Source organism: Pseudomonas sp. PDM03 (genome assembly GCF_014852385.1).
Lineage (GTDB): Bacteria > Pseudomonadota > Gammaproteobacteria > Pseudomonadales > Pseudomonadaceae > Aquipseudomonas > Aquipseudomonas migulae.
The window spans coordinates 152,428-171,129 of the sequence record NZ_JACVBM010000014.1 but is presented as its reverse complement, the minus strand read 5'-3'; the positions used below and the strand labels follow the sequence as shown (position 1 = coordinate 171,129).

The window sequence follows — 18,702 nt, the reverse complement described above, 5'->3', positions numbered from 1 at the left end:
CCCCGAGTTTAGCTCTCCTGACGGCAAAGGCCATACCCGACATTGGTCTAGACGCCTGTGTCAGCTGGCAGGCTTTGACAATGCGGGTCTATAGTCAGCGGACATCAAGAGGAATAAGCCATGAGCGAACACCCTGCCAATCGCCGCCGCTTCAAACGTATTGCGTTCGATGCCCGAACCGAGCTTTGCCAAGGGGAATTCATCTGGCCAGTGAAGCTGATTGACTTGTCGCTCAAGGGATTGCTGATCGAGCGGCCCGAGCCATGGCTGGGCAACCCGGAAAAGATCTTTTCCGTCGACATTCATCTCAGCAACGACGTTGACATCAAGATGGACGTGCAACTGACGCACGACGATCCTCGCCATTTGGGCTTCGTTTGCCGATACATCAGCCTGGATTCCATTGCGTGCCTGCGGCGATTGATCGAGTTCAACCTGGGGGACCCCGAGGAACTGGAGCGCGAATTGGGCGCCCTGATCGAAGTCTGAAAACCCGACACCAATCCAATGTGGGAGTGAGCCTGCTCGCGATAGCTGTTTAACATTCAACGATGATGTTGACTGACAGTCCGTTATCGCGAGCAGGCTCGCTCCCACAGGATCGGTGTTCTATCTGGCAGGTTATTCGAAGAGTGCGTCGAGGGCCTGTTCGAGGCGGGTCACGGCAATAATCTGCAATCCCGGCGGAGACTCCTTCGGCGCATTGCCCTTGGGCACGATGGCCCGTTTGAAGCCGTGCTTGGCGGCCTCTTTCAAGCGTTCCTGCCCACTCGGCACCGGACGCACTTCGCCAGACAAACCGACTTCGCCGAACACCAGCAGGTCATGGGGCAATGGCCGGTTGCGCAAACTGGACATGACCGCCGCCATCAGCGCCAGGTCGGAAGCGGTTTCCAACACCTTCACGCCGCCCACCACGTTGAGGAACACGTCCTGGTCGTGGGTCGGAATACCGCCGTGTCGATGCAGAACCGCCAGCAACATCGCCAGTCGGTTCTGATCCAGCCCCAACGTGACCCGACGCGGGTTGGCCAGATGGCTGTCATCCACCAATGCCTGAACTTCCACCAGCATCGGTCGGGTGCCTTCCCACGTTGCCATGACCACACTGCCCGGGACTTCTTCCTGTGCACGAGTGAGAAAAATCGCCGAAGGGTTGGAGACTTCTTTCAACCCCTTGTCGGTCATGCCGAACACGCCCAGTTCGTTGACCGCGCCAAAACGGTTCTTCACCGCCCGCAGCAAGCGCAAGCGTCCGTCGGATTCGCCCTCGAAATACAGCACGGTATCGACCATGTGCTCCAGCACGCGCGGACCGGCCAGCGCACCTTCTTTAGTTACGTGACCAACCAGGAAAATCGCTGTGCCACTTTGTTTGGCATAACGCACCAGCAAGGCCGCGCTCTCCCGCACCTGGGACACGCCGCCCGGTGCCGATTGCAGCTGTTCAGTGAAAATCGTCTGAATCGAGTCGATCACCATGACCTTGGGCTTTTCGACCCGGGCGGTGGCGATAATGGTTTCGATGCAGGTTTCAGTCATGACCCGCAGTTGATCCTGCGGTAATCCCAGGCGTCGGGCGCGCATGGCCACTTGCTGCTGGGACTCTTCGCCCGTGACGTACAACGCCGGCATGCTCTTGGCGAGGTTGCACAAGGTTTGCAGGAGGATGGTTGATTTGCCGATGCCCGGATCACCGCCGATCAGTACCACCGAACCGTCCACCAGCCCGCCACCCAGGACGCGATCGAGTTCACTGGAGGCGGTGGAAAAGCGCGGTATTTCTTCGACGCTGACTTCGGCCAGGGTCTTGATCTGTGCCTGTTGGCCGGTCCAGCCGGTGCGACCGCTGGGGGCTGCGGCACCGCCGCTCTCGACCATGGTTTCGGTCAAGGTGTTCCAGGCCCCACACTCGCCGCACTGGCCGGCCCACTTGGGGAAGGTTGAGCCGCACTCGGTGCAGCCGTACATGCGCTTGGCCTTGGCCATCTGAACTCCCGGCAAAAACCGCGATGATAGCTCAGCTGGGCTGGATCAGTGCGACGGAGTTGCCCAATGGAGTTCTGTTAAAACTTATTCGGTTCTCGAGACACCTAAAGTGTTGCAACTGGAACAACTTGTACAACGCACCACTCAAATAATATTGTAAAAATTAACCCCCCCACAAACCTATACACGCCATAGCACTCTAAAAAAATAATGTACAACATCATCCAAAAACAAATAATTTAATACAGAGAATCAAATCGATGGCCTTACGACACCCTGCTCCATTTGTTTTTCCGACCACTATTTTCTTAGCCGAGAACTGACACCTGAAATACAGCACTGTAAAACTTATTGCGCACACTCCCACTACACTTAATAAGTCACTCCTGAGACGCACACAATTTTAATGATAACCGCCACATCCATCGCTGATCAGCACAACCGACTGAATGACGAACAACACCCTTTAGATGGAGGGCTCACGCCTGGAAGGCTCAGACCTACACATCAATGATGGCATTTTGAAAACTTTTTACCGTCAAACCGGTCGATAGCAAGCTTGCGATACCAGCAGTTGTTTCGGGCAAGAACCATTTGGCTGATTTACACTGCGTTACCAACCTCATCTGTAACAAGGAAATAACCTATGGGCGTGCTAAATGAGTTCAAGGCCTTCGCGGTAAAAGGCAACGTGGTCGACATGGCCGTCGGTATCATCATCGGTGCCGCCTTCGGCAAGATCGTTTCGTCGTTTGTCGGCGACGTGGTCATGCCGCCAATCGGCCTGCTGATCGGTGGGGTGGATTTCAGTGATCTCGCCATTACGCTCAAGGCCGCCAGCGGCGACGCCCCCGCAGTGGTGCTGGCGTACGGCAAATTCATCCAGAGCATGATCGACTTCATCATCGTCGCGTTCGCGATTTTCATGGGCGTCAAAGCCATCAATCGCTTGAAGCGCGAAGAAGCCGTTGCGCCCACCCTGCCGCCGGTTCCTACCAAGGAAGAAGAGCTGTTGGGTGAGATTCGCGATCTGTTGAAGGCCCAGAATAATCGGCCTGAATAATCTGATGCAGATAAAAAACGGCGCCTTCGTGGCGCCGTTTTTTTTTACCAATAGTTTTCCACCGCCACGTGCCCAGGGCGTCGGCTGAGACTCAAGTGCATGTCACGCTGTTTCAGCAGTTTTCGCGTGTCATCGATCATCTGCGGGTTACCACACAGCATGACCCGCGAATGCTCGGACGTCATTGCCACGCCCGCCGCCCGCTCCAGTTCGCCACTCTCGATCAAGGTGGTGATCCGGCCATTCAAGGCACCTGGATGCTGTTCGCGGGTGACGGTGGCAATGTACTGAAACTTGTGCGCGTACTCGGCCAGATAGTCACGCTGCATCAATTCCGCGATCAGTTCCTGATACGCCAGCTCCCGGGCTTCGCGCACGCTGTAGACCAGGATGATTCGCTCGAACTTCTCCCAGACCTCGAAGTCCTGCAGGATCGACAGAAACGGCGCCACGCCCGTGCCGGTGGATAACAACCAGAGATCCCGCCCATCGATGAAGCGATCAAGCGTCAGGTATCCAAAGGCCTGGCGGTCGACCAGCAGCGTATCGTCGACGCCCAGCCGACTCAGCTCACTGGTGAACTCGCCCCCCGGCACCACGATGGAAAAGAATTCGAGGAATTCGTCATAAGGCGAAGACACCATGGAATAGGCACGCCACACAACGCTGCCGTCAGCCTTGGTCACGCCCAGCCGGGCGAATTGCCCTGCACGAAAACGAAAACCCGGATCCCGCGTCGTACGCAGGGTGAACAGGTTCGGAGTCAATGGCTTGACGTCGAGCAAGGTCTGGCGCGTGAATTTTTCTGCACTGGCAGTCATGGGGCGCTCCATTCAACGGATAGCATCCAGTGTCCCGCAAAGCGGGAAAAACAAACACCGACGATTTGTAGTGCCTTTAATTATCAACCTGAACATTACAAATAGTATTTGATCTTTTTTGACGTACCATTCAGTTAATAAAACGACCAATGAAATTAAACTCAACATTCAAAACCCGCCGTATTTTTAAAAACTCCATTAGAACTTGATATTTATTTTTTAAAACGCAGTAAAGCCAAAAAATCTCACTTTTATGTAGGATTCGTCCTACACTCGCTTCGTGCAGGATTTCGGATCCAATCAGCACCCCGGCAGATTGTAAAATGGAGATACATGATGGAGCGGTGGAAGGAGTCACAACTCAACCAACTATCGAGCACGAAGCATATTGATGCCGCGTACCCGATCGCACTTGAATTCGCGAAAAATATCGGGTTTAAATTTTTCGCTTTTTCAACCACTTATCAAACAAAAAACAACCAGCTCAACACTATCCGACACAACAATTACCCAACCATCTGGAACAAGTATTATGAACAGAAAAACTTAAGCTCGGTGGACCCAGTAGTAGCTCATTGCAATCACTCAATGCTGCCCATTATGTGGAGCGAAACGCTTTTCTCCAAGATTCCTTCCCTGTGGGAGGCCCTGGAAACGCATGGTTTGCAGCACGGCTGGTCACAATCGCTGCATGACGAAGAGAGCGGCCTGTGCAGTATTCTGAGCCTGGCAAGGAGCCATTGCCCGATTACGGCCCTGGAGCTGTATGAAAACCTCGGTTTTTCGGTGTTCATGTGCCGTCATCTTCATGCGTTGATCGCACAATCGTTGCCCAAGAAAATGCTGAAACCACCCGCTCCACATTTATCTCCACGGGAAATCGACGTATTGGAACTGGCGGCAGCCGGCAAGACGGCTGAAGAAAGCGCGCGAATTCTCAACCTGAGCGCACGGACCATCCATTTCCACATTCAAAGCGTGATTTTGAAACTCGGGGTCAGCAACAAGATTGCCGCGATCATCGCCGCGATCAAGGCCGGTCACCTCAAAAGCACCTCGACACGTTGATCGATTAAAACCTGCGAGTAACGTACCATTTGCGATTCCTCCTGAGTGTTGACGTGTGAACCTTCACGACGCAGTGCACTTGGACGGTCTCGCCCGCTACAACGCCCCTGGGCCGCGGGATACCCGTTGATTTACCCAGAGCCCCGCCCCATGCCTTTGCTCGAAACACCTTTCGCCCGCCTCGACCTGATCCGCCAGCCAGAACAGCAGAACGAACCGCTGCAAGCGTTCGATGCCGCCGACGAATACCTGCTCAATCACCTGGCCGAACAACAACCGGCTCCGGATACGCGCGTTTTGGTGCTCAACGACAGCTTTGGCGCATTGGCCGCCAGCCTCGCGGGCAAGGTTCAGGTGACCAGCAGCGGCGACTCGTTCCTGGCCTTTCAGGGCCTGGAAAAAAATCTGATCCGTAACGCTCAGGCATTTGATGCCGTGCCTCGCGTGCCTGCCAGCGAAGCGTTTAGCGGCCCGTTTGATCGAGTCCTGATCCGCGTGCCGAAAACCCTGGCCTTGCTGGAGGAGCAATTGATCCGTCTGCAAAGCCAATTGGCGCCCGGAGCCCAAGTGATTGCCGGCGCCATGATCAAGCATCTGCCACGCGCCGCCGGGGATTTGCTGGAGCGCTACATCGGTCCGGTTCAAGCCTCGCTGGCGGTGAAAAAGGCTCGGCTGTTGATGGCCACCGCTGAAGCCAAAGCTCCCGCGACGTCGCCCTACCCGTCCCGCTATCGGCTCGATGCGCCGGCGATTGAACTGCTCAACCACGCCAATGTGTTCTGTCGCGAAGGGTTGGATATCGGTACCCGAGCCTTTTTGCCGCACTTGCCGACAAACCTCGGCGCGGCACGGGTCGCTGATCTGGGCTGCGGTAACGGCGTTTTGGCCATTGCCAGCGCTCTGCAAAACCCGCAGGCGCACTACACGCTGGTGGACGAATCCTTCATGGCCGTGCAATCGGCCGCCGAAAACTGGCGCGCGGCGCTGGGTGAGCGAGACGTGATCGTGCGTGCCGGGGATGGTCTGGCCGGACAGGAACCGCAGTCACTGGACGTGGTGCTGTGCAACCCCCCGTTTCACCAGCAACAAGTCGTGGGCGACTTCCTCGCCTGGCGGATGTTCCAGCAAGCGCGCGAAGCGCTGGTAGTAGGCGGCGCGCTGTACATCGTCGGCAACCGTCATCTGGGTTATCACAGCAAACTGGCGCGGTTGTTCCGTGGCGTCGAACAAGTGGCCGCCACGCCGAAGTTCGTGATCCTCAAAGCCCGAAAATAATCCCGGGCAAAAAAAACCCTCCAGCGCAGGAGGGTTGTAAATCCGGGCCGCAAGGCGCCGGGATGGGATTTTGCGAATTCAGTGGGTCGACAGGCCTGCGGCATTCATGAACATGCGCATCAGGCTCGCAACGATGAACAGCGCCACCACGCTGCCAGTCCAGATCATCGCCAGCCAGCCGAGCCGCTGCCAGAGCGGCTTTTTCTCTGCCGCCTGGATTTCTTCCAAAGTGTGTTTACCAGTCATGGCGTTCCAACCCTCCTCTTCAAGGTTGATGGCGTCAGTGATGACGCCATCGCGAGCAAGCTTGCTCCTACAGGATTAGTGGTAACCATCTTCATGGGTGACCTTGCCGCGGAACACGTAGTAGCTCCAGAAGGTGTAACCCAGGATGAACGGGATGATGAACAAGGTGCCGACCAGCATGAAGCCCTGGCTTTGCGGCGGTGCGGCGGCGTCCCAGATCGAGATCGACGGCGGCACGATGTTCGGCCACAGGCTGATGCCCAGACCGCTGTAGCCGAGGAAGATCAGCACCAGCGTCAGCAGGAACGGCGTGTAGTGCGCATTGCGAGCTACGGCGCGGATCAAGCCGTACATGGTCACCAACACCAGAATCGGCACCGGCAGGAACCAGAACAGATTCGGCAACGTGAACCAGCGCGCAGCGATTTCCGCGTGAGCCAGCGGCGTCCAGATGCTGACGATACCAATCACCGCCAGCACCAAGAACGCCAGCGGCCGCGCCAGGTTGTGCATCTGCTCCTGCAACTTGCCTTCGGTTTTCATGATCAGCCAAGTGCAACCGAGCAGCGCATAAGCCACCACCAACGCCACGCCGCAGAACATCGTGAACGGTGTCAGCCAATCCAGTGACCCGCCGGCGAACTGACGGTTGACCACCGGCAGCCCATCGATGAACGCACCCAGCGCGACGCCCTGGAAGAAGGTCGCAGCGATGGAGCCACCAATGAACGCCTTGTCCCAGAGGTGGCGCTTGTCGTCCTTGGCCTTGAAGCGGAACTCGAACGCCACGCCGCGAAAGATCAGCCCTATCAGCATGAAAATCAGCGGCAGGTACAGCGCCGAGAGCACCACCGAATACGCCAGTGGGAAGGCGCCGAACAACGCCGCACCGCCCAGCACCAGCCAGGTTTCATTACCGTCCCAGACCGGTGCGACGGTGTTCATCATTACGTCACGGTCGGTCTTGCCCGGGATGAACGGGAAGAGAATCCCGATGCCCAGGTCGAAGCCGTCCATGACCACGTACATCATGATGCCGAAGATGATGATCACGGCCCAGATCAGCGGAAGATCAATACCCATGACTCAAATCTCCTTGGTCAGGCTGGGACTGTGGTCGTTTTCGGCGCCATCATCGTCAGCCGCAGACAGGGGACGCGCCGGTGTGCGTTTCTGGCCGGGACCACCGTCGTTGGTTTCCTTGCCTTCGTCGATCTTCGGCCCTTTGCGCACCAGGCGCATCATGTAGCCCAGACCGGCACCGAACAGCGCGAAATAGACCACGACGAACAGGATCAGCGTGATGCTCATCTGCATGAAGCTGTGATTGGAGGACGCGTCCGCCGTGCGCATCAGGCCGTAGACGACCCAAGGCTGACGACCGATTTCAGTGGTAAACCAGCCGGCGAGGATCGCGATCAGGCCGGACGGCCCCATCCACAATGCCAGGTACAGGAACGGTCGCGAGGTATACAGCTTGTCGCTTTTGCGCAGCCACAGGCTCCACAGACCGGTAAAGATCATCAGCATTCCCAAGCCGACCATGATCCGGAACGACCAGAACACGATGGTCGAATTCGGCCGGTCTTCCGGCGGGAACTCCTTGAGCGCCGGCACCTGTTGGTCCAGCGAGTGCGTGAGGATCAGGCTGCCCAGGTACGGAATCTCGACGGCGAACTTGGTCCTCTCTTCTTTCATGTCCGGCCAGCCGAACAGGATCAGCGGGGTCGGTTCATCGCCGTGGTTTTCCCAGTGGCCTTCGATCGCGGCGATTTTCGCCGGTTGATGCTTCAACGTATTGAGACCGTGGAAGTCACCGATGACCGCCTGAATCGGCGCGACGATCAAGGCCATCCACATGGCCATCGAGAGCATGGTACGGATCGCCGGGTTGTCCTTGCCGCGCAGCAAATGCCAGGCCGCCGAGGAACCGACGAAGAATGCGGTCGCGACAAACGCGGCCGTCGCCATGTGCATCAGGCGGTACGGGAACGACGGGTTGAAGATCACCGCCAGCCAGTCGGTTGGAATGACCTGGCCGTTGACGATTTCGAAGCCCTGCGGGGTCTGCATCCAGCTGTTGGACGCAAGAATCCAGAAGGTCGAGATCAGCGTGCCGATGGCGACCATGACCGTGGCGAAGAAGTGCAGATTGCGCCCGACCTTGTTCCAGCCGAACAGCATGACCCCAAGGAAACCGGCTTCAAGGAAGAACGCAGTCAGTACTTCGTACGTCAGCAACGGCCCGGTGACGGAACCGGCGAAGTCCGAAAAACGGCTCCAGTTGGTGCCGAACTGGTAGGCCATGACCAGCCCGGAGACCACGCCCATGCCGAAGTTGACGGCAAAGATCTTCGACCAGAAGTGGTACAGATCGCGATAGGTGTCGTTATTGGTTTTCAGCCACAGGCCTTCGAGTACCGCCAGGTAACTCGCCAGACCAATGGTGATGGCCGGGAACAGGATGTGGAACGAGATGGTGAACGCGAACTGAATTCGGGCGAGATCAAGCGCCTCCAAACCGAACATAAGTCTTCCTCTGTCAGGTAATACCGGCTGAAGGCTTGCGGCCTACACCCACGGCCCCCACGAATAGGAGTGTGGCGAATTTGAATTCGTTCTTCTTTTTACAAACATCACACGTAGGGAATTCGGCCATCTGGCCACCAGATCAATTCCACAAAGGCCTTGATCTGGATCAAGCATGGGTAAAAGAGTAGTCCGGTTTTTGGCGATGGACGGTGTGGTCTTTTGCCGCGTGACAGGTTGCCTCATAGCCACAGTCATAGCTGGCAACACATTCCTGTGGGAGCGAGACCGGCTTGCCGGCGAAAGCGGTCTGTCTGTCACCTTTATGTTGAATGTGCCGACTCCATCGCCGGCAAGCCGGTCTCGCTCCCACAAGGGATTTCAGGGTTTTCTGGATCGGTGTCTAGCTAACTAAATTTCCCGCCTCTGCAACTTCTGGTTACAGGTTGGTGATAATCTCGGGCCTCCCCTCGCTCAAGATCTGCCTCCGATGCCCAGCCAAGCGCCTTTGCTGTTACGTCATCACCGCCCTTTCATCGCGTTCTGGCTGGCTCGGGTATTTACCGCCAGCGGCTTTCAGATGCTCACCGTGGCCATCGGCTGGAACCTCTACCAACTGACCGGCAACGTGCTGGATCTGGGTCTGGTCGGTCTGGTGGAGTTTGCCCCGCGCGTGCTGTTCATGTTGCACACCGGGCATGTCGCCGACCGCTACGACCGGCGTAAAGTCGCGGCGATCTGTCAGTCGCTGCAAGCCTTGATTGCCTTGACCCTGGCGATTGGCGGCGCCACCGGCCATGTCACTCGGGAAATGATCTTCATCCTCGCGTTTCTGCTCGGCGCCGCGCGCTCCTTCGAGATGCCGACCACCCAGGCGCTGCTGCCAAGTATCGTTCCCACCGCGCTGTTCCCCCGCGCCGTGGCCGCGGCACAGTCCGCCCAACAATCGGCGACCATCGTCGCGCCGGCCCTCGGCGGCTTGCTGTATGCCTTTGGCAGCGCCTGGGTCTACGGCCCGACCGTGATTCTCTATGTGATTGCCTGCCTGCTGATGCTCAACCTGCCCGCGCGGCAAACGCCGTTGAACAAAGGCAAGGCCACCCTGGATTCGCTGCTGGCGGGTATCCGCTTCATTCGCAGTCGGCCGGACATTCTCGGGGCGATTTCTCTGGATCTGTTTGCCGTGCTGCTCGGCGGCGCGACGGCCTTGCTGCCGGTGTTTGCCAAGGACATTCTGCTGACCGGGCCATGGGGCCTGGGCTTGTTGCGCTCGGCTCCGGCAGTGGGCGCGTTGCTGATGTCGCTGTGGCTGGCGCGGTTCTCCGTGGATCGCAAGGTCGGTCGGGTGATGTTTACCGCCGTCGGTGTATTCGGCGTCGCGACCATTGCGTTCGGCCTGTCCACTTCATTCTGGTTCTCGCTGGCGGTGCTGGTCGTGTTGGGCGCAGCAGACATGATCAGCATGGTGATCCGCGCGTCCTTCGTGCAACTGGAAACCCCGGATGAAATGCGTGGCCGGGTCAGCGCCGTCAACGGCCTGTTCATCGGTGCCTCGAACCAGTTGGGCGAGTTCGAATCCGGTCTCACCGCCCATTGGTTCGGCACCGTGCCGGCGGTGGTCATGGGTGGTATCGGCACGCTGGTGGTGACCGGAGTCTGGATCAAACTGTTTCCGACCCTGGCCAACCGGGATCGCATGCATTTGCCGGCGGAAGAAACGACGGCCTGACATTCGTTAAACCACCAACTCCCTCGTCACCGTCGCCCGCGTGGCCTTGCCGCAAAGTTGTTCCACCAACGTCAGAGCAAACTCCAGTGCGTCCGCCGAACCTTGCGCAGTAACGCAATTGCCGTCGACCACCACCGGTTGATCAACGAAGTTGCAGCCCAAAAGCTGATGACTGGCCGAAGGCAGGCAAGTCATCCGCCGTTGACGCAGGACGCCAAAGGCCTGAAGTGCCAGGGCCGGGGCTTCGGCGATGCCGGCGAACAGACGGCCGGCTGCCGCCTGATCCTTGATCAATTGCTGCAAAGGTTGATGGCCGGCCAGATGTTGCGCGCCGACGGCACCGCCAGGCAGCGCGACCAGGTCGAACGGTTGGGCCAGCAAATCCACCAGCATTGCATCGGCCGTCACGCGGGTGCCGCGGGCACAGGTGAGCATGCGCCGGCCTTCGATGCTGGCCACCACCACTTCAACCTTGGCGCGGCGCAGCACATCGATCAGCGTCACGGTTTGCAGGTCATCGATGCCCTCGGCGAGGGTAATCAGGGCTCTAAAGGTCATGGGCGCAATCCACAGAATGATCTTTAAAGCGTAGTCAGCTTTCCTGACCCTTGTTCGAGCCGGCCGTTACTTGATGTAAAGCTGCGTCGACAGCGTATTACCCGGCGCATTGATCGACGTGTTGCTGAAGGTGAACGTGCCTTCCTGCTTGCCAGCCAGATCGAAGACATACAGATAGCCGACTGTTTTACTACCGACTGTGCATTCGGTCAGATTGCCGTTATCAAAGGCGCAGACCGGGGTCCGGGTACCGTCCACATCGAAACCGTCCAGCCCGACTTGCGCCTTGCGACCATAGCCGACTTCCAGCACGTAGATCTTGATGCTCGGACCGCTGTGATCGCAACGGGTCTTTTCCTGGCCTTCGCTGATGTCTTCAAACCCACAGGTCGGCGACTCGACCTTGAGCACCTTGACCTGGCTCAACGGCGCCGCCGAGGCAGCCGAAGCGGTTTGCGCCCCCAGCATCAAGGCAATCAATACTGCGAATACGTTAACCAGACGCTTTTTCATGCAATCCCCATGTCCCCCAAAACCAGCGCGCAGTATGGCGCACTTGGCTTTAACGCAAAACATCGACGACGATCACCACCATAAGCAGCCACAACCCCACGCGGCTGGTATGATGCGCGGCTTTTTCCGACCCACAGAAAATTACCAGGCGCCTGCAGCGGTCTGTGCTTTGCTGTTGAGGTCGATACATTCACGGCGCCGGGCGCGCCACGGGGAGCAGACATGCTGGAAAGGCTGTTTCAACTCAAGGCACACAACACCAACGTGCGGACCGAGATTCTTGCGGGCGTCACGACCTTCCTGGCCATGGCCTACATTCTGTTCGTCAACCCGAGCATCCTCGGCGAGACCGGCATGGACAAAGGTGCGGTGTTTGTCGCCACCTGTCTGGCAGCCGCCATCGGCTCCACGACCATGGGCCTGATCGCCAACTACCCGATCGCCCTCGCACCGGGCATGGGCCTGAACGCCTTCTTTACCTACACCGTGGTCCTGCACATGGGCCACACCTGGCAAGTGGCGCTGGGCGCGGTATTCATCTCGGCAGTGTGCTTCTTCCTGCTGTCGATCTTCCGCATCCGGGAATGGATCATCAACAGCATCCCGCTGCCGCTGCGCTCGGCGATTGCTGCCGGTATCGGCCTGTTCCTGGCGCTGATCGCCCTGCACAACGCCGGCATCGTGGTCAGCAATCCGGCGACCATGGTCGGCCTCGGTGACCTGAAACAACCGGCACCGATCCTCGCCACCCTGGGTTTTGCCCTGATCGTTGCCCTTGAAGCCCTCGCCGTGCGCGGTGCGGTGCTGATCGGGATTCTGGTTGTGACCATTGCGTCGATTGCCCTCGGTTTCACCCCGTTCGGCGGCGTGATGTCGATGCCGCCATCGCTGGCGCCGACCTTCCTGCAACTGGACATCAAGGGTGCACTGGACATCGGTCTGGTCAGCGTGATTTTCGCCTTCCTGTTCGTCGACCTGTTCGACAACTCCGGCACCCTGATCGGCGTCGCCAAGCGCGCCGGCCTGATGGGCAAGGACGGCCACATGCCGAAAATGGGCCGCGCGCTGATCGCGGACAGCACCGCGGCCATGGCCGGTTCGTTGCTGGGTACGTCGACCACCACCAGTTACATCGAATCCGCAGCGGGCGTGAGCGCCGGCGGCCGTACCGGTCTGACGGCCATTGTGGTGGCGATCCTGTTCCTGCTGGCGCTGTTCTTCTCGCCACTGGCCGCCAGTGTTCCGGCATTTGCCACGGCGCCGGCACTGCTGTTCGTCGCTGTCCTGATGACTTCCGGCCTGGCCGAAATAGACTGGGACGACATCACCGTTGCCGCACCGGTCGTGGTCACTGCGCTGGCCATGCCATTCACTTACTCCATCGCCAACGGCATCGCTTTCGGTTTCATTTCCTGGACCGCCATCAAGCTGCTGTCCGGTCGCGGCCGTGAGCTGAACCCGGCGCTGGTGATTCTGTCGATTCTGTTTGTGATCAAGTTGGGTTGGTTCAACGCATGACTTTTGATTCCCAGGCTTACACCGTTCAGCTCGAAGAAAAGGTCTCGCGCCTGCGCGACCTGCTGGCCCCGTTCGATGCACCGGAGCCGGCAGTGTTCGACTCGCCGCTGAAGAACTTCCGCCTGCGTGCCGAATTCCGCCTGTGGCGTGAAGCCGGCGAGCGTCACTACGCGATGTTTTCCCAGGAAGACAAACGCACGCCGATCCTGATCGAAGAGTTCCCGATTGCCAGCCTGCGCATCAATCAACTGATGCCGCAGCTCAAGGCCGCGTGGAAAGCCAGTGCGGCCCTGAGCCACAAGCTGTTCCAGGTGGAGTTCCTGACCACATTGGCCGGCGATGCAATGATCACGCTGTGCTATCACCGTCCGCTGGATGAACACTGGCACGCGGCGGCATCGAAGCTGGCAGCCGAATTGAACGTCAGCGTGATCGGTCGCTCGAAAGGCAAACGCGAAGTGATCGGCCACGATTATGTGGTCGAAAAACTTGAAGTCGGCGGCCGCACCTTCAGCTACCGTCAGCCGGAAGGCGCGTTCACCCAGCCCAACGGCACCGTGAACCAGAAGATGTTGAACTGGGCTTACGACGCACTCGGCGACCGCCCGGACGATCTGCTGGAACTGTATTGCGGCAACGGCAACTTCACGCTGCCGTTGGCGACCCGCGTACGCAAAGTGCTGGCCACCGAGATCAGCAAGACCTCGGTCAACGCGGCACTGAGCAACCTCAGCGAAAATGCGGTGGATAACGTCACGCTGGTGCGCCTGTCCGCCGAAGAGCTGACCGAAGCCCTGAACGAAGTGCGCCCGTTCCGTCGCCTGCACGGCATCGATCTCAAGAGCTACGAGTTCGGCAGCGTCTTCGTCGACCCGCCTCGCGCCGGCATGGACCCGGACACCTGCGAACTGACCCGACGCTTCGACAATATCCTGTACATCTCCTGCAACCCGGAGACCCTCGCGGCCAACATTGCCCAACTGCACGACACCCACCGCATTAGCCAATGCGCGATGTTTGACCAGTTCCCGTGGACTCACCACATGGAATCCGGGGTGTTGTTGATCCGGCGTTGATTGCAACCGCCTGATACAAGAAAGCCGTCAGTACGACGGCTTTTTTGTGCGCGTTCATTCGGTGATTTCTGGTTTGCGCGGGCGTCCGCCCTTGCGACCATTGGCCCGCGCCGCCTCGGCCTTGGCAGCGCTGCTTTGGCGACCATTGCGCGAGGCGATGACCGAGGCGGCCATGTCCATCAACGGCTTGCTCGCCGAGATCATGCCGGCGATGGATACATGCAAATCCTTGCCCTCATGGCAGAGGGCGGTTCCGGAAAAGCCGACTTTCAGGCCGGCGAAATCCTCGACCTCGAATCCATCGAACTCCGGATAGTGCTGCACCGGCAGCAGCACGCCACTGCCATCAACGAAACTGACTGCCAGACACGGCTCAACATAGGACACGGCCGTCACCTGAAAACCACCTTTGTGACGCGCTTGCCCACGACGGATGGCCGTATCCAGCGCGGCTTCTGTCACAGGCCGATCCGCCAGTGTTTTCGCCTCTATCGATTTCATAACTTGATCTCCACACCCTCCGAAACGCCAAACAGCGCCAGCAAGGTCTTGTTCGTCTCGGGCTCATAGCAAGCCGAATAAATCATGTTGGTCGCACTGGCAATCCTTTTCACCACGGCGACTTCGCTGGTCTGCCAGTCCCATATTTGATGATTGAGGCAGACCGTGTGCAGCTTTTCCCACCAGATCTTACGGGCACGACGCAAATGAGCAGGCTGACGGAGTGCGTGACGCAAGCCTTCCAGTACGGCGGCAGGTGGCCGGTTGGAATGAGGCACCACATCCCACAGCTCTACGCCGTTGTGCCAAAAGCAGAACTTGAAGCGTGCGCTCCAGGCTCCGGCGTCTACATGCGTATGCGGTGGGCAGTGTTCATCGCGCAACATGATCACCATTGAAAGCCCTTTGTAGCTGAACAATTTCATGTTAACCCATCCGTTAGGTTGTTGAGCTCAATGACCCGTCATTCCCTTGAAAATCCGATAACCGGTGCAAGCCTTCACGTTATCGCCCGAACTTGAGGCTAGCGTTCCAACTCGCATCGAGCGTGGCGATACGCTGCAAAAATGGTAAGCAATCCTTTCCGCAATTTGATAAACACTGCATCAAGTCCTTCATTTGATCCCCGGTGTAATCAATCATGCAGCGAACATTCGACGATCTTCAGCTCGGCAGCATCGAACTGTTTTGCCTCGCCGCTGAAGCTGGCAGCTTTACCGCCGCCGCGCTGGTCGCTGGCGTGACGCCGGCAGCGGTGAGTCGGTCCGTGTCGCGCATGGAAGAACGCCTGGGCGTGCGGCTGTTCGCGCGGACCACTCGCAGCGTCAAACTGACGGATAGCGGGCGCCGGTATTACGAAGAATGTCGTCAGGCGCTGGCGCAATTGGTCGAGGCCCAACGCGAGGTGATGGGCCAGCAGCAAGAGCCTTCCGGCACCTTGCGCATCAGTATCCCCACGACGTATGCGCATCACCGGATCCTGCCGTTGCTGCCGGCGTTTCGGGAGCGTTTTCCGCAGGTGAAAGTCGAGTCGCACATCAGCAATCGCAACATCGATTTCGTCGGTGAAGGCTATGACCTGGCTATCCGCGTGCGAGCGATTCCGGATTCCGGGCTGATCGCCCGACAATTGGAGGACGCGCAACTGGTGATGATCGCCAGCCCCGATTACCTGAAGCGCGCGGGCACGCCGCAAACCCTGGACGACCTGAAAAATCATGAATGCATCCAGTACGATTTGCCCAGCAGCGGTCGGCGGATTGCCTGGCTGTTCAACGACGATGGCGTGCAGCGCGAGATCCTCGCCGAGGGTGATCTCAGTTGTTCCGACGACGTGCTGGGCGGTGTGACCCTGGCCAAACATGGGGCGGGTCTATTCCAGACTTATCGTTTTATCGTCGAAAAGGAGCTGGCCGATGGCTCGCTGGTGGAAATCCTCAAACCTTACGGCGGACGGTCACGACCATTCACCCTGCTTTACCCGCAAAGCCGCCATGTGCCTCTGCGGTTACGGGCGTTTATTGATTTTCTGATCGAGCATTTGCCGCGTTGAGATGCCGAAACCGTCCGATCACCGCACACAAACCTCCGTCTTGGCGCCTGTTCAATTGACCAAATTAACCATCTAGTACAATTTATCTCCACAGGCTGAAATATCAGCCCATGCCAAAAATAATATGTGGAGAGACCCTGATGAACCCTATCGTTCTGGTGCTCAACGGCCCGAACCTGAACTTGCTCGGCACCCGTGAACCGGCAACTTACGGCCACGAAACCCTGGCGGATATCGCAGCGTTGTGCGGCCGGGCCGCCGAAGAGTTCGGCCTGGCGGTGGAGTTTCGCCAGACCAACCACGAAGGTGAACTGCTCGACTGGATTCACGCCGCCCGCGGTCGTTGCGCCGGGATCGTCATCAACCCCGCCGCCTGGACCCACACCTCGGTCGCCATTCGTGACGCCCTGATCGCCAGCGAATTGCCGGTGATCGAAGTCCACCTGTCCAACGTCCATGCTCGTGAGCCTTTCCGCCACCACTCCTTTGTTTCAGCCATTGCCACCGCAGTAATGGCCGGTTTCGGCAGCCATGGCTATCGCCTGGCGCTGGAGCATTTCAGCCTGCGCTTGAAAGGGTGAACGCCGTGACTCAGAACAACGCGGTACTGGCCGGGCTGATCGGCGCCGGCATTCAGGCGTCCCGTACGCCCGCACTGCATGAACATGAAGGCGACGCTCAGGGTTTGCGTTACCTCTACCGTCTGATCGATCTCGATCAGTTGAAACTCGACAGCAGCGCCCTGCCCGACCTGTTGATGGCGGCGGAACGTATGAACTTCACCGGCCTGAACATCACCTTTCCTTGCAAGCAGTCGATCATCCCCCTGCTCGACGAGTTGTCGCCGGAAGCCCGCGGTATCGGCGCGGTGAACACGGTGGTGTTGAAGGACGGTAAACGCATCGGCCACAACACCGATTGCCTGGGATTTGCCGAAGGTTTTCGCCGTGGCTTGCAGGGCGTTGCCCTTGAGCATGTCGTCCAGATGGGCGCCGGTGGTGCCGGTGCGGCGGTGGCCCACGCGCTATTGAGCGAAGGCGTACAGCGGTTGAGCATTTTCGATGTGGAAATCAGTCGCGCGCAGAGTCTGGCGGACAATCTCAATCAGCATTTCGGCGCTGGCCGAGCCGTGGCGGGTCATGATTTGCCGAACACGCTGGCTCAGGCTGACGGCCTGGTAAACACCACGCCCATGGGCATGAAAAAACTGCCTGGCATGCCGGTCCCGGTGGAGTTGCTAAGGCCACAGTTGTGGGTGGCGGAGATCGTTTACTTCCCGCTGGAAACCGAACTGCTGCGCAACGCCCGAGCCTTGGGATGCCGCACACTGGATGGCGGCAACATGGCGGTGTTTCAGGCGGTGAAGGCGTTTGAATTGTTCAGCGGCGTGGTGCCGGATGCGCAGCGAATGCTGGCGCATTTTCAAAGCATGAATAGCTGAAAAGCTTCGTCGGAATGCCGCCCAGACCAAGCCTCGCTCCTACAGATCAACGCAAAACCTGTAGGAGCGAGGCTCGCCCGCGAAGGCGTCAGGCCTGCAGGTATCGCAAAACCGACTCGCAAATCATCTCTCGATGACGCTGCTTGATGCTTTCGTCCGGCAGGTCGATCTGAAAAATCTCACCGAACGTATGGCGGTTCGACACGCGATAGAAGCAGAACGAACTGATCAACAGATGCACATCCAGGGGCTCAAGCCCCGCCCGGAACACACCCTCTTCAACCCCGCGACGCAATATCACGCCCAGTGAATCAAGAATGGTGTTGTTCATCGCCTTGATCGCATCGGAACGCTTCACGAATTCGGCGTTGTGAATGTTCTCGATGCTGACGATGCGCACGAAATCGACATTGCGATCATGGTGATCGAAGGTGAATTCCACCAGCCGCCGAATCGCCTCCACCGGCGCCAGTTCGGCCAGGTGCAGGCGGTTTTCGGTGCTGCGGATATCGCCGTAGAGCTTCTCCAGCACCTCGATGTAGAGCTGTTCCTTACTGCCGAAGTAGTAATAGATCATGCGTTTGGAGGTGTGGATACGCTCGGCGATCGCATCGACGCGAGCGCCGGAAAGCCCCTGCTGGACGAACTCTACAATGGCCTCTTGAAGAATGTTCTCGCGGGTCTTTTCCGGGTTGTTCTTGCGACTCTTGCGTGGCTCGGCCAAGGGTTCGTCGGGCGCTACGGAGAGTTCTGATGTCATTGTCATTGCGGGCTCACGGCCATCACTGCACAGGCTGGCGATTATGAGCCGCACGGCACAGTG

The 18,702-nt window shown here is 58.4% G+C and carries 20 protein-coding genes; 10 read left to right on the top strand and 10 right to left on the bottom strand.

Translation table 11 applies throughout. The annotated features are described in order from the left end of the window. Positions 1–120 precede the first annotated feature (120 nt). Entirely contained in the window at positions 121–489 is a 369-nt protein-coding gene (locus IB254_RS19645) for a PilZ domain-containing protein (protein WP_192418933.1), read from the top strand. A 132-nt stretch (positions 490–621) separates the two neighbouring features. Here the strand turns inward: IB254_RS19645 and radA are convergent, their stop codons facing one another. Further along, positions 622–1,989 carry a DNA repair protein RadA gene (gene radA / locus IB254_RS19640; protein WP_008028888.1) on the bottom strand — a complete coding sequence of 456 codons (1,368 nt, stop codon included), beginning with the start codon at positions 1,987–1,989 and terminating at the stop codon, positions 622–624. Positions 1,990–2,635: 646 nt separating this feature from the next. On the opposite strand from radA, the gene mscL reads away from it, so the two are divergent. Beyond that, entirely contained in the window at positions 2,636–3,052 is a 417-nt protein-coding gene (mscL, locus tag IB254_RS19635; RefSeq protein ID WP_008040320.1) for a large-conductance mechanosensitive channel protein MscL, read from the top strand. Between the two features lie 44 nt (positions 3,053–3,096). Here mscL and IB254_RS19630 read toward each other — a convergent pair whose 3' ends face one another. After that, positions 3,097–3,873 (bottom strand): ferredoxin--NADP reductase, encoded by a 777-nt coding sequence (locus IB254_RS19630; protein WP_192418930.1) that lies wholly within the window; start codon positions 3,871–3,873, stop codon positions 3,097–3,099. A gap of 336 nt (positions 3,874–4,209) precedes the next feature. Between IB254_RS19630 and IB254_RS19625 the strand changes: the two genes are divergently transcribed. Together IB254_RS19625 and IB254_RS19620 are read left to right on the top strand one after the other, a co-directional pair. Further along, positions 4,210–4,941 (top strand): helix-turn-helix transcriptional regulator, encoded by a 732-nt coding sequence (locus IB254_RS19625; protein ID WP_192418967.1) that lies wholly within the window; start codon positions 4,210–4,212, stop codon positions 4,939–4,941. Between the two features lie 150 nt (positions 4,942–5,091). After that, a complete protein-coding gene (locus tag IB254_RS19620; protein ID WP_192418928.1) occupies positions 5,092–6,216 on the top strand; it encodes a methyltransferase in 1,125 nt (374 codons plus the stop codon). A gap of 78 nt (positions 6,217–6,294) precedes the next feature. On the opposite strand, the gene IB254_RS19615 is transcribed toward IB254_RS19620, so the two are convergent. The 3 genes from IB254_RS19615 to IB254_RS19605 form a co-directional block, all read right to left on the bottom strand. Beyond that, on the bottom strand, positions 6,295–6,462 hold the full coding sequence (locus IB254_RS19615; RefSeq protein WP_192418926.1) for a DUF2474 domain-containing protein: 168 nt from the start codon (positions 6,460–6,462) through the stop codon (positions 6,295–6,297). 75 nt (positions 6,463–6,537) lie between these two features. Further along, entirely contained in the window at positions 6,538–7,545 is a 1,008-nt protein-coding gene (gene cydB / locus IB254_RS19610; RefSeq protein WP_192418924.1) for a cytochrome d ubiquinol oxidase subunit II, read from the bottom strand. A 3-nt stretch (positions 7,546–7,548) separates the two neighbouring features. Beyond that, a complete protein-coding gene (locus IB254_RS19605) occupies positions 7,549–8,991 on the bottom strand; it encodes a cytochrome ubiquinol oxidase subunit I (RefSeq protein WP_192418922.1) in 1,443 nt (480 codons plus the stop codon). Between the two features lie 490 nt (positions 8,992–9,481). On the opposite strand from IB254_RS19605, the gene IB254_RS19600 reads away from it, so the two are divergent. Further along, positions 9,482–10,720: an MFS transporter gene (locus IB254_RS19600; protein ID WP_192418920.1), complete on the top strand. Its 1,239-nt coding sequence runs from the start codon at positions 9,482–9,484 to the stop codon at positions 10,718–10,720. Between the two features lie 6 nt (positions 10,721–10,726). Here IB254_RS19600 and IB254_RS19595 read toward each other — a convergent pair whose 3' ends face one another. Both IB254_RS19595 and IB254_RS19590 read right to left on the bottom strand, forming a co-directional pair. Beyond that, positions 10,727–11,278: a DJ-1 family glyoxalase III gene (locus tag IB254_RS19595; protein ID WP_192418918.1), complete on the bottom strand. Its 552-nt coding sequence runs from the start codon at positions 11,276–11,278 to the stop codon at positions 10,727–10,729. Between the two features lie 66 nt (positions 11,279–11,344). Continuing rightward, positions 11,345–11,791 (bottom strand): DUF4879 domain-containing protein, encoded by a 447-nt coding sequence (locus tag IB254_RS19590; RefSeq protein ID WP_192418916.1) that lies wholly within the window; start codon positions 11,789–11,791, stop codon positions 11,345–11,347. 222 nt (positions 11,792–12,013) lie between these two features. Between IB254_RS19590 and IB254_RS19585 the strand changes: the two genes are divergently transcribed. Together IB254_RS19585 and trmA are read left to right on the top strand one after the other, a co-directional pair. Next, on the top strand, positions 12,014–13,309 hold the full coding sequence (locus IB254_RS19585) for an NCS2 family permease (protein WP_008028910.1): 1,296 nt from the start codon (positions 12,014–12,016) through the stop codon (positions 13,307–13,309). Then, positions 13,306–14,385 (top strand): tRNA (uridine(54)-C5)-methyltransferase TrmA, encoded by a 1,080-nt coding sequence (gene trmA, locus IB254_RS19580; protein WP_192418914.1) that lies wholly within the window; start codon positions 13,306–13,308, stop codon positions 14,383–14,385. The genes IB254_RS19585 and trmA overlap by 4 nt, the downstream gene beginning before the upstream one ends. A 54-nt stretch (positions 14,386–14,439) precedes the next feature. Here trmA and IB254_RS19575 read toward each other — a convergent pair whose 3' ends face one another. Together IB254_RS19575 and IB254_RS19570 are read right to left on the bottom strand one after the other, a co-directional pair. After that, the gene (locus IB254_RS19575; protein WP_192418912.1) at positions 14,440–14,886 is read right to left on the bottom strand and encodes a DUF2442 domain-containing protein; all 447 of its coding nucleotides are present in this window, start codon (positions 14,884–14,886) and stop codon (positions 14,440–14,442) included. Further along, positions 14,883–15,311 carry a DUF4160 domain-containing protein gene (locus IB254_RS19570; protein ID WP_192418910.1) on the bottom strand — a complete coding sequence of 143 codons (429 nt, stop codon included), beginning with the start codon at positions 15,309–15,311 and terminating at the stop codon, positions 14,883–14,885. Before IB254_RS19570 ends, IB254_RS19575 begins: the two co-directional genes overlap by 4 nt. A 215-nt stretch (positions 15,312–15,526) precedes the next feature. Between IB254_RS19570 and IB254_RS19565 the strand changes: the two genes are divergently transcribed. From IB254_RS19565 to IB254_RS19555, 3 genes are all read left to right on the top strand, one after another. Then, positions 15,527–16,438 (top strand): LysR family transcriptional regulator, encoded by a 912-nt coding sequence (locus IB254_RS19565; protein ID WP_008028916.1) that lies wholly within the window; start codon positions 15,527–15,529, stop codon positions 16,436–16,438. A 140-nt stretch (positions 16,439–16,578) separates the two neighbouring features. Further along, positions 16,579–17,019 (top strand): type II 3-dehydroquinate dehydratase, encoded by a 441-nt coding sequence (aroQ, locus tag IB254_RS19560; RefSeq protein ID WP_192418908.1) that lies wholly within the window; start codon positions 16,579–16,581, stop codon positions 17,017–17,019. Between the two features lie 5 nt (positions 17,020–17,024). Then, a complete protein-coding gene (locus IB254_RS19555) occupies positions 17,025–17,879 on the top strand; it encodes a shikimate dehydrogenase (protein ID WP_192418906.1) in 855 nt (284 codons plus the stop codon). A gap of 88 nt (positions 17,880–17,967) precedes the next feature. Here the strand turns inward: IB254_RS19555 and IB254_RS19550 are convergent, their stop codons facing one another. Next, positions 17,968–18,645: a TetR/AcrR family transcriptional regulator gene (locus IB254_RS19550; protein ID WP_192228022.1), complete on the bottom strand. Its 678-nt coding sequence runs from the start codon at positions 18,643–18,645 to the stop codon at positions 17,968–17,970. Positions 18,646–18,702: the final 57 nt, after the last annotated feature.

Coding starts and splice junctions, on each gene's coding strand:
- IB254_RS19645 (WP_192418933.1), top strand. CDS start 121: ATGAGCGAACACCCTGCCAATCGCCGCCGCTTCAAACGTATTGCGTTC.
- IB254_RS19590 (WP_192418916.1), bottom strand. CDS start 11,791: ATGAAAAAGCGTCTGGTTAACGTATTCGCAGTATTGATTGCCTTGATG.
- IB254_RS19575 (WP_192418912.1), bottom strand. CDS start 14,886: ATGAAATCGATAGAGGCGAAAACACTGGCGGATCGGCCTGTGACAGAA.
- aroQ (WP_192418908.1), top strand. CDS start 16,579: ATGAACCCTATCGTTCTGGTGCTCAACGGCCCGAACCTGAACTTGCTC.
- trmA (WP_192418914.1), top strand. CDS start 13,306: ATGACTTTTGATTCCCAGGCTTACACCGTTCAGCTCGAAGAAAAGGTC.
- IB254_RS19585 (WP_008028910.1), top strand. CDS start 12,014: ATGCTGGAAAGGCTGTTTCAACTCAAGGCACACAACACCAACGTGCGG.
- IB254_RS19615 (WP_192418926.1), bottom strand. CDS start 6,462: ATGACTGGTAAACACACTTTGGAAGAAATCCAGGCGGCAGAGAAAAAG.
- IB254_RS19630 (WP_192418930.1), bottom strand. CDS start 3,873: ATGACTGCCAGTGCAGAAAAATTCACGCGCCAGACCTTGCTCGACGTC.
- IB254_RS19595 (WP_192418918.1), bottom strand. CDS start 11,278: ATGACCTTTAGAGCCCTGATTACCCTCGCCGAGGGCATCGATGACCTG.
- IB254_RS19600 (WP_192418920.1), top strand. CDS start 9,482: ATGCCCAGCCAAGCGCCTTTGCTGTTACGTCATCACCGCCCTTTCATC.
- IB254_RS19625 (WP_192418967.1), top strand. CDS start 4,210: ATGGAGCGGTGGAAGGAGTCACAACTCAACCAACTATCGAGCACGAAG.
- mscL (WP_008040320.1), top strand. CDS start 2,636: ATGGGCGTGCTAAATGAGTTCAAGGCCTTCGCGGTAAAAGGCAACGTG.
- radA (WP_008028888.1), bottom strand. CDS start 1,989: ATGGCCAAGGCCAAGCGCATGTACGGCTGCACCGAGTGCGGCTCAACC.
- IB254_RS19565 (WP_008028916.1), top strand. CDS start 15,527: ATGCAGCGAACATTCGACGATCTTCAGCTCGGCAGCATCGAACTGTTT.
- IB254_RS19550 (WP_192228022.1), bottom strand. CDS start 18,645: ATGACAATGACATCAGAACTCTCCGTAGCGCCCGACGAACCCTTGGCC.
- IB254_RS19570 (WP_192418910.1), bottom strand. CDS start 15,311: ATGAAATTGTTCAGCTACAAAGGGCTTTCAATGGTGATCATGTTGCGC.
- IB254_RS19605 (WP_192418922.1), bottom strand. CDS start 8,991: ATGTTCGGTTTGGAGGCGCTTGATCTCGCCCGAATTCAGTTCGCGTTC.
- IB254_RS19620 (WP_192418928.1), top strand. CDS start 5,092: ATGCCTTTGCTCGAAACACCTTTCGCCCGCCTCGACCTGATCCGCCAG.
- cydB (WP_192418924.1), bottom strand. CDS start 7,545: ATGGGTATTGATCTTCCGCTGATCTGGGCCGTGATCATCATCTTCGGC.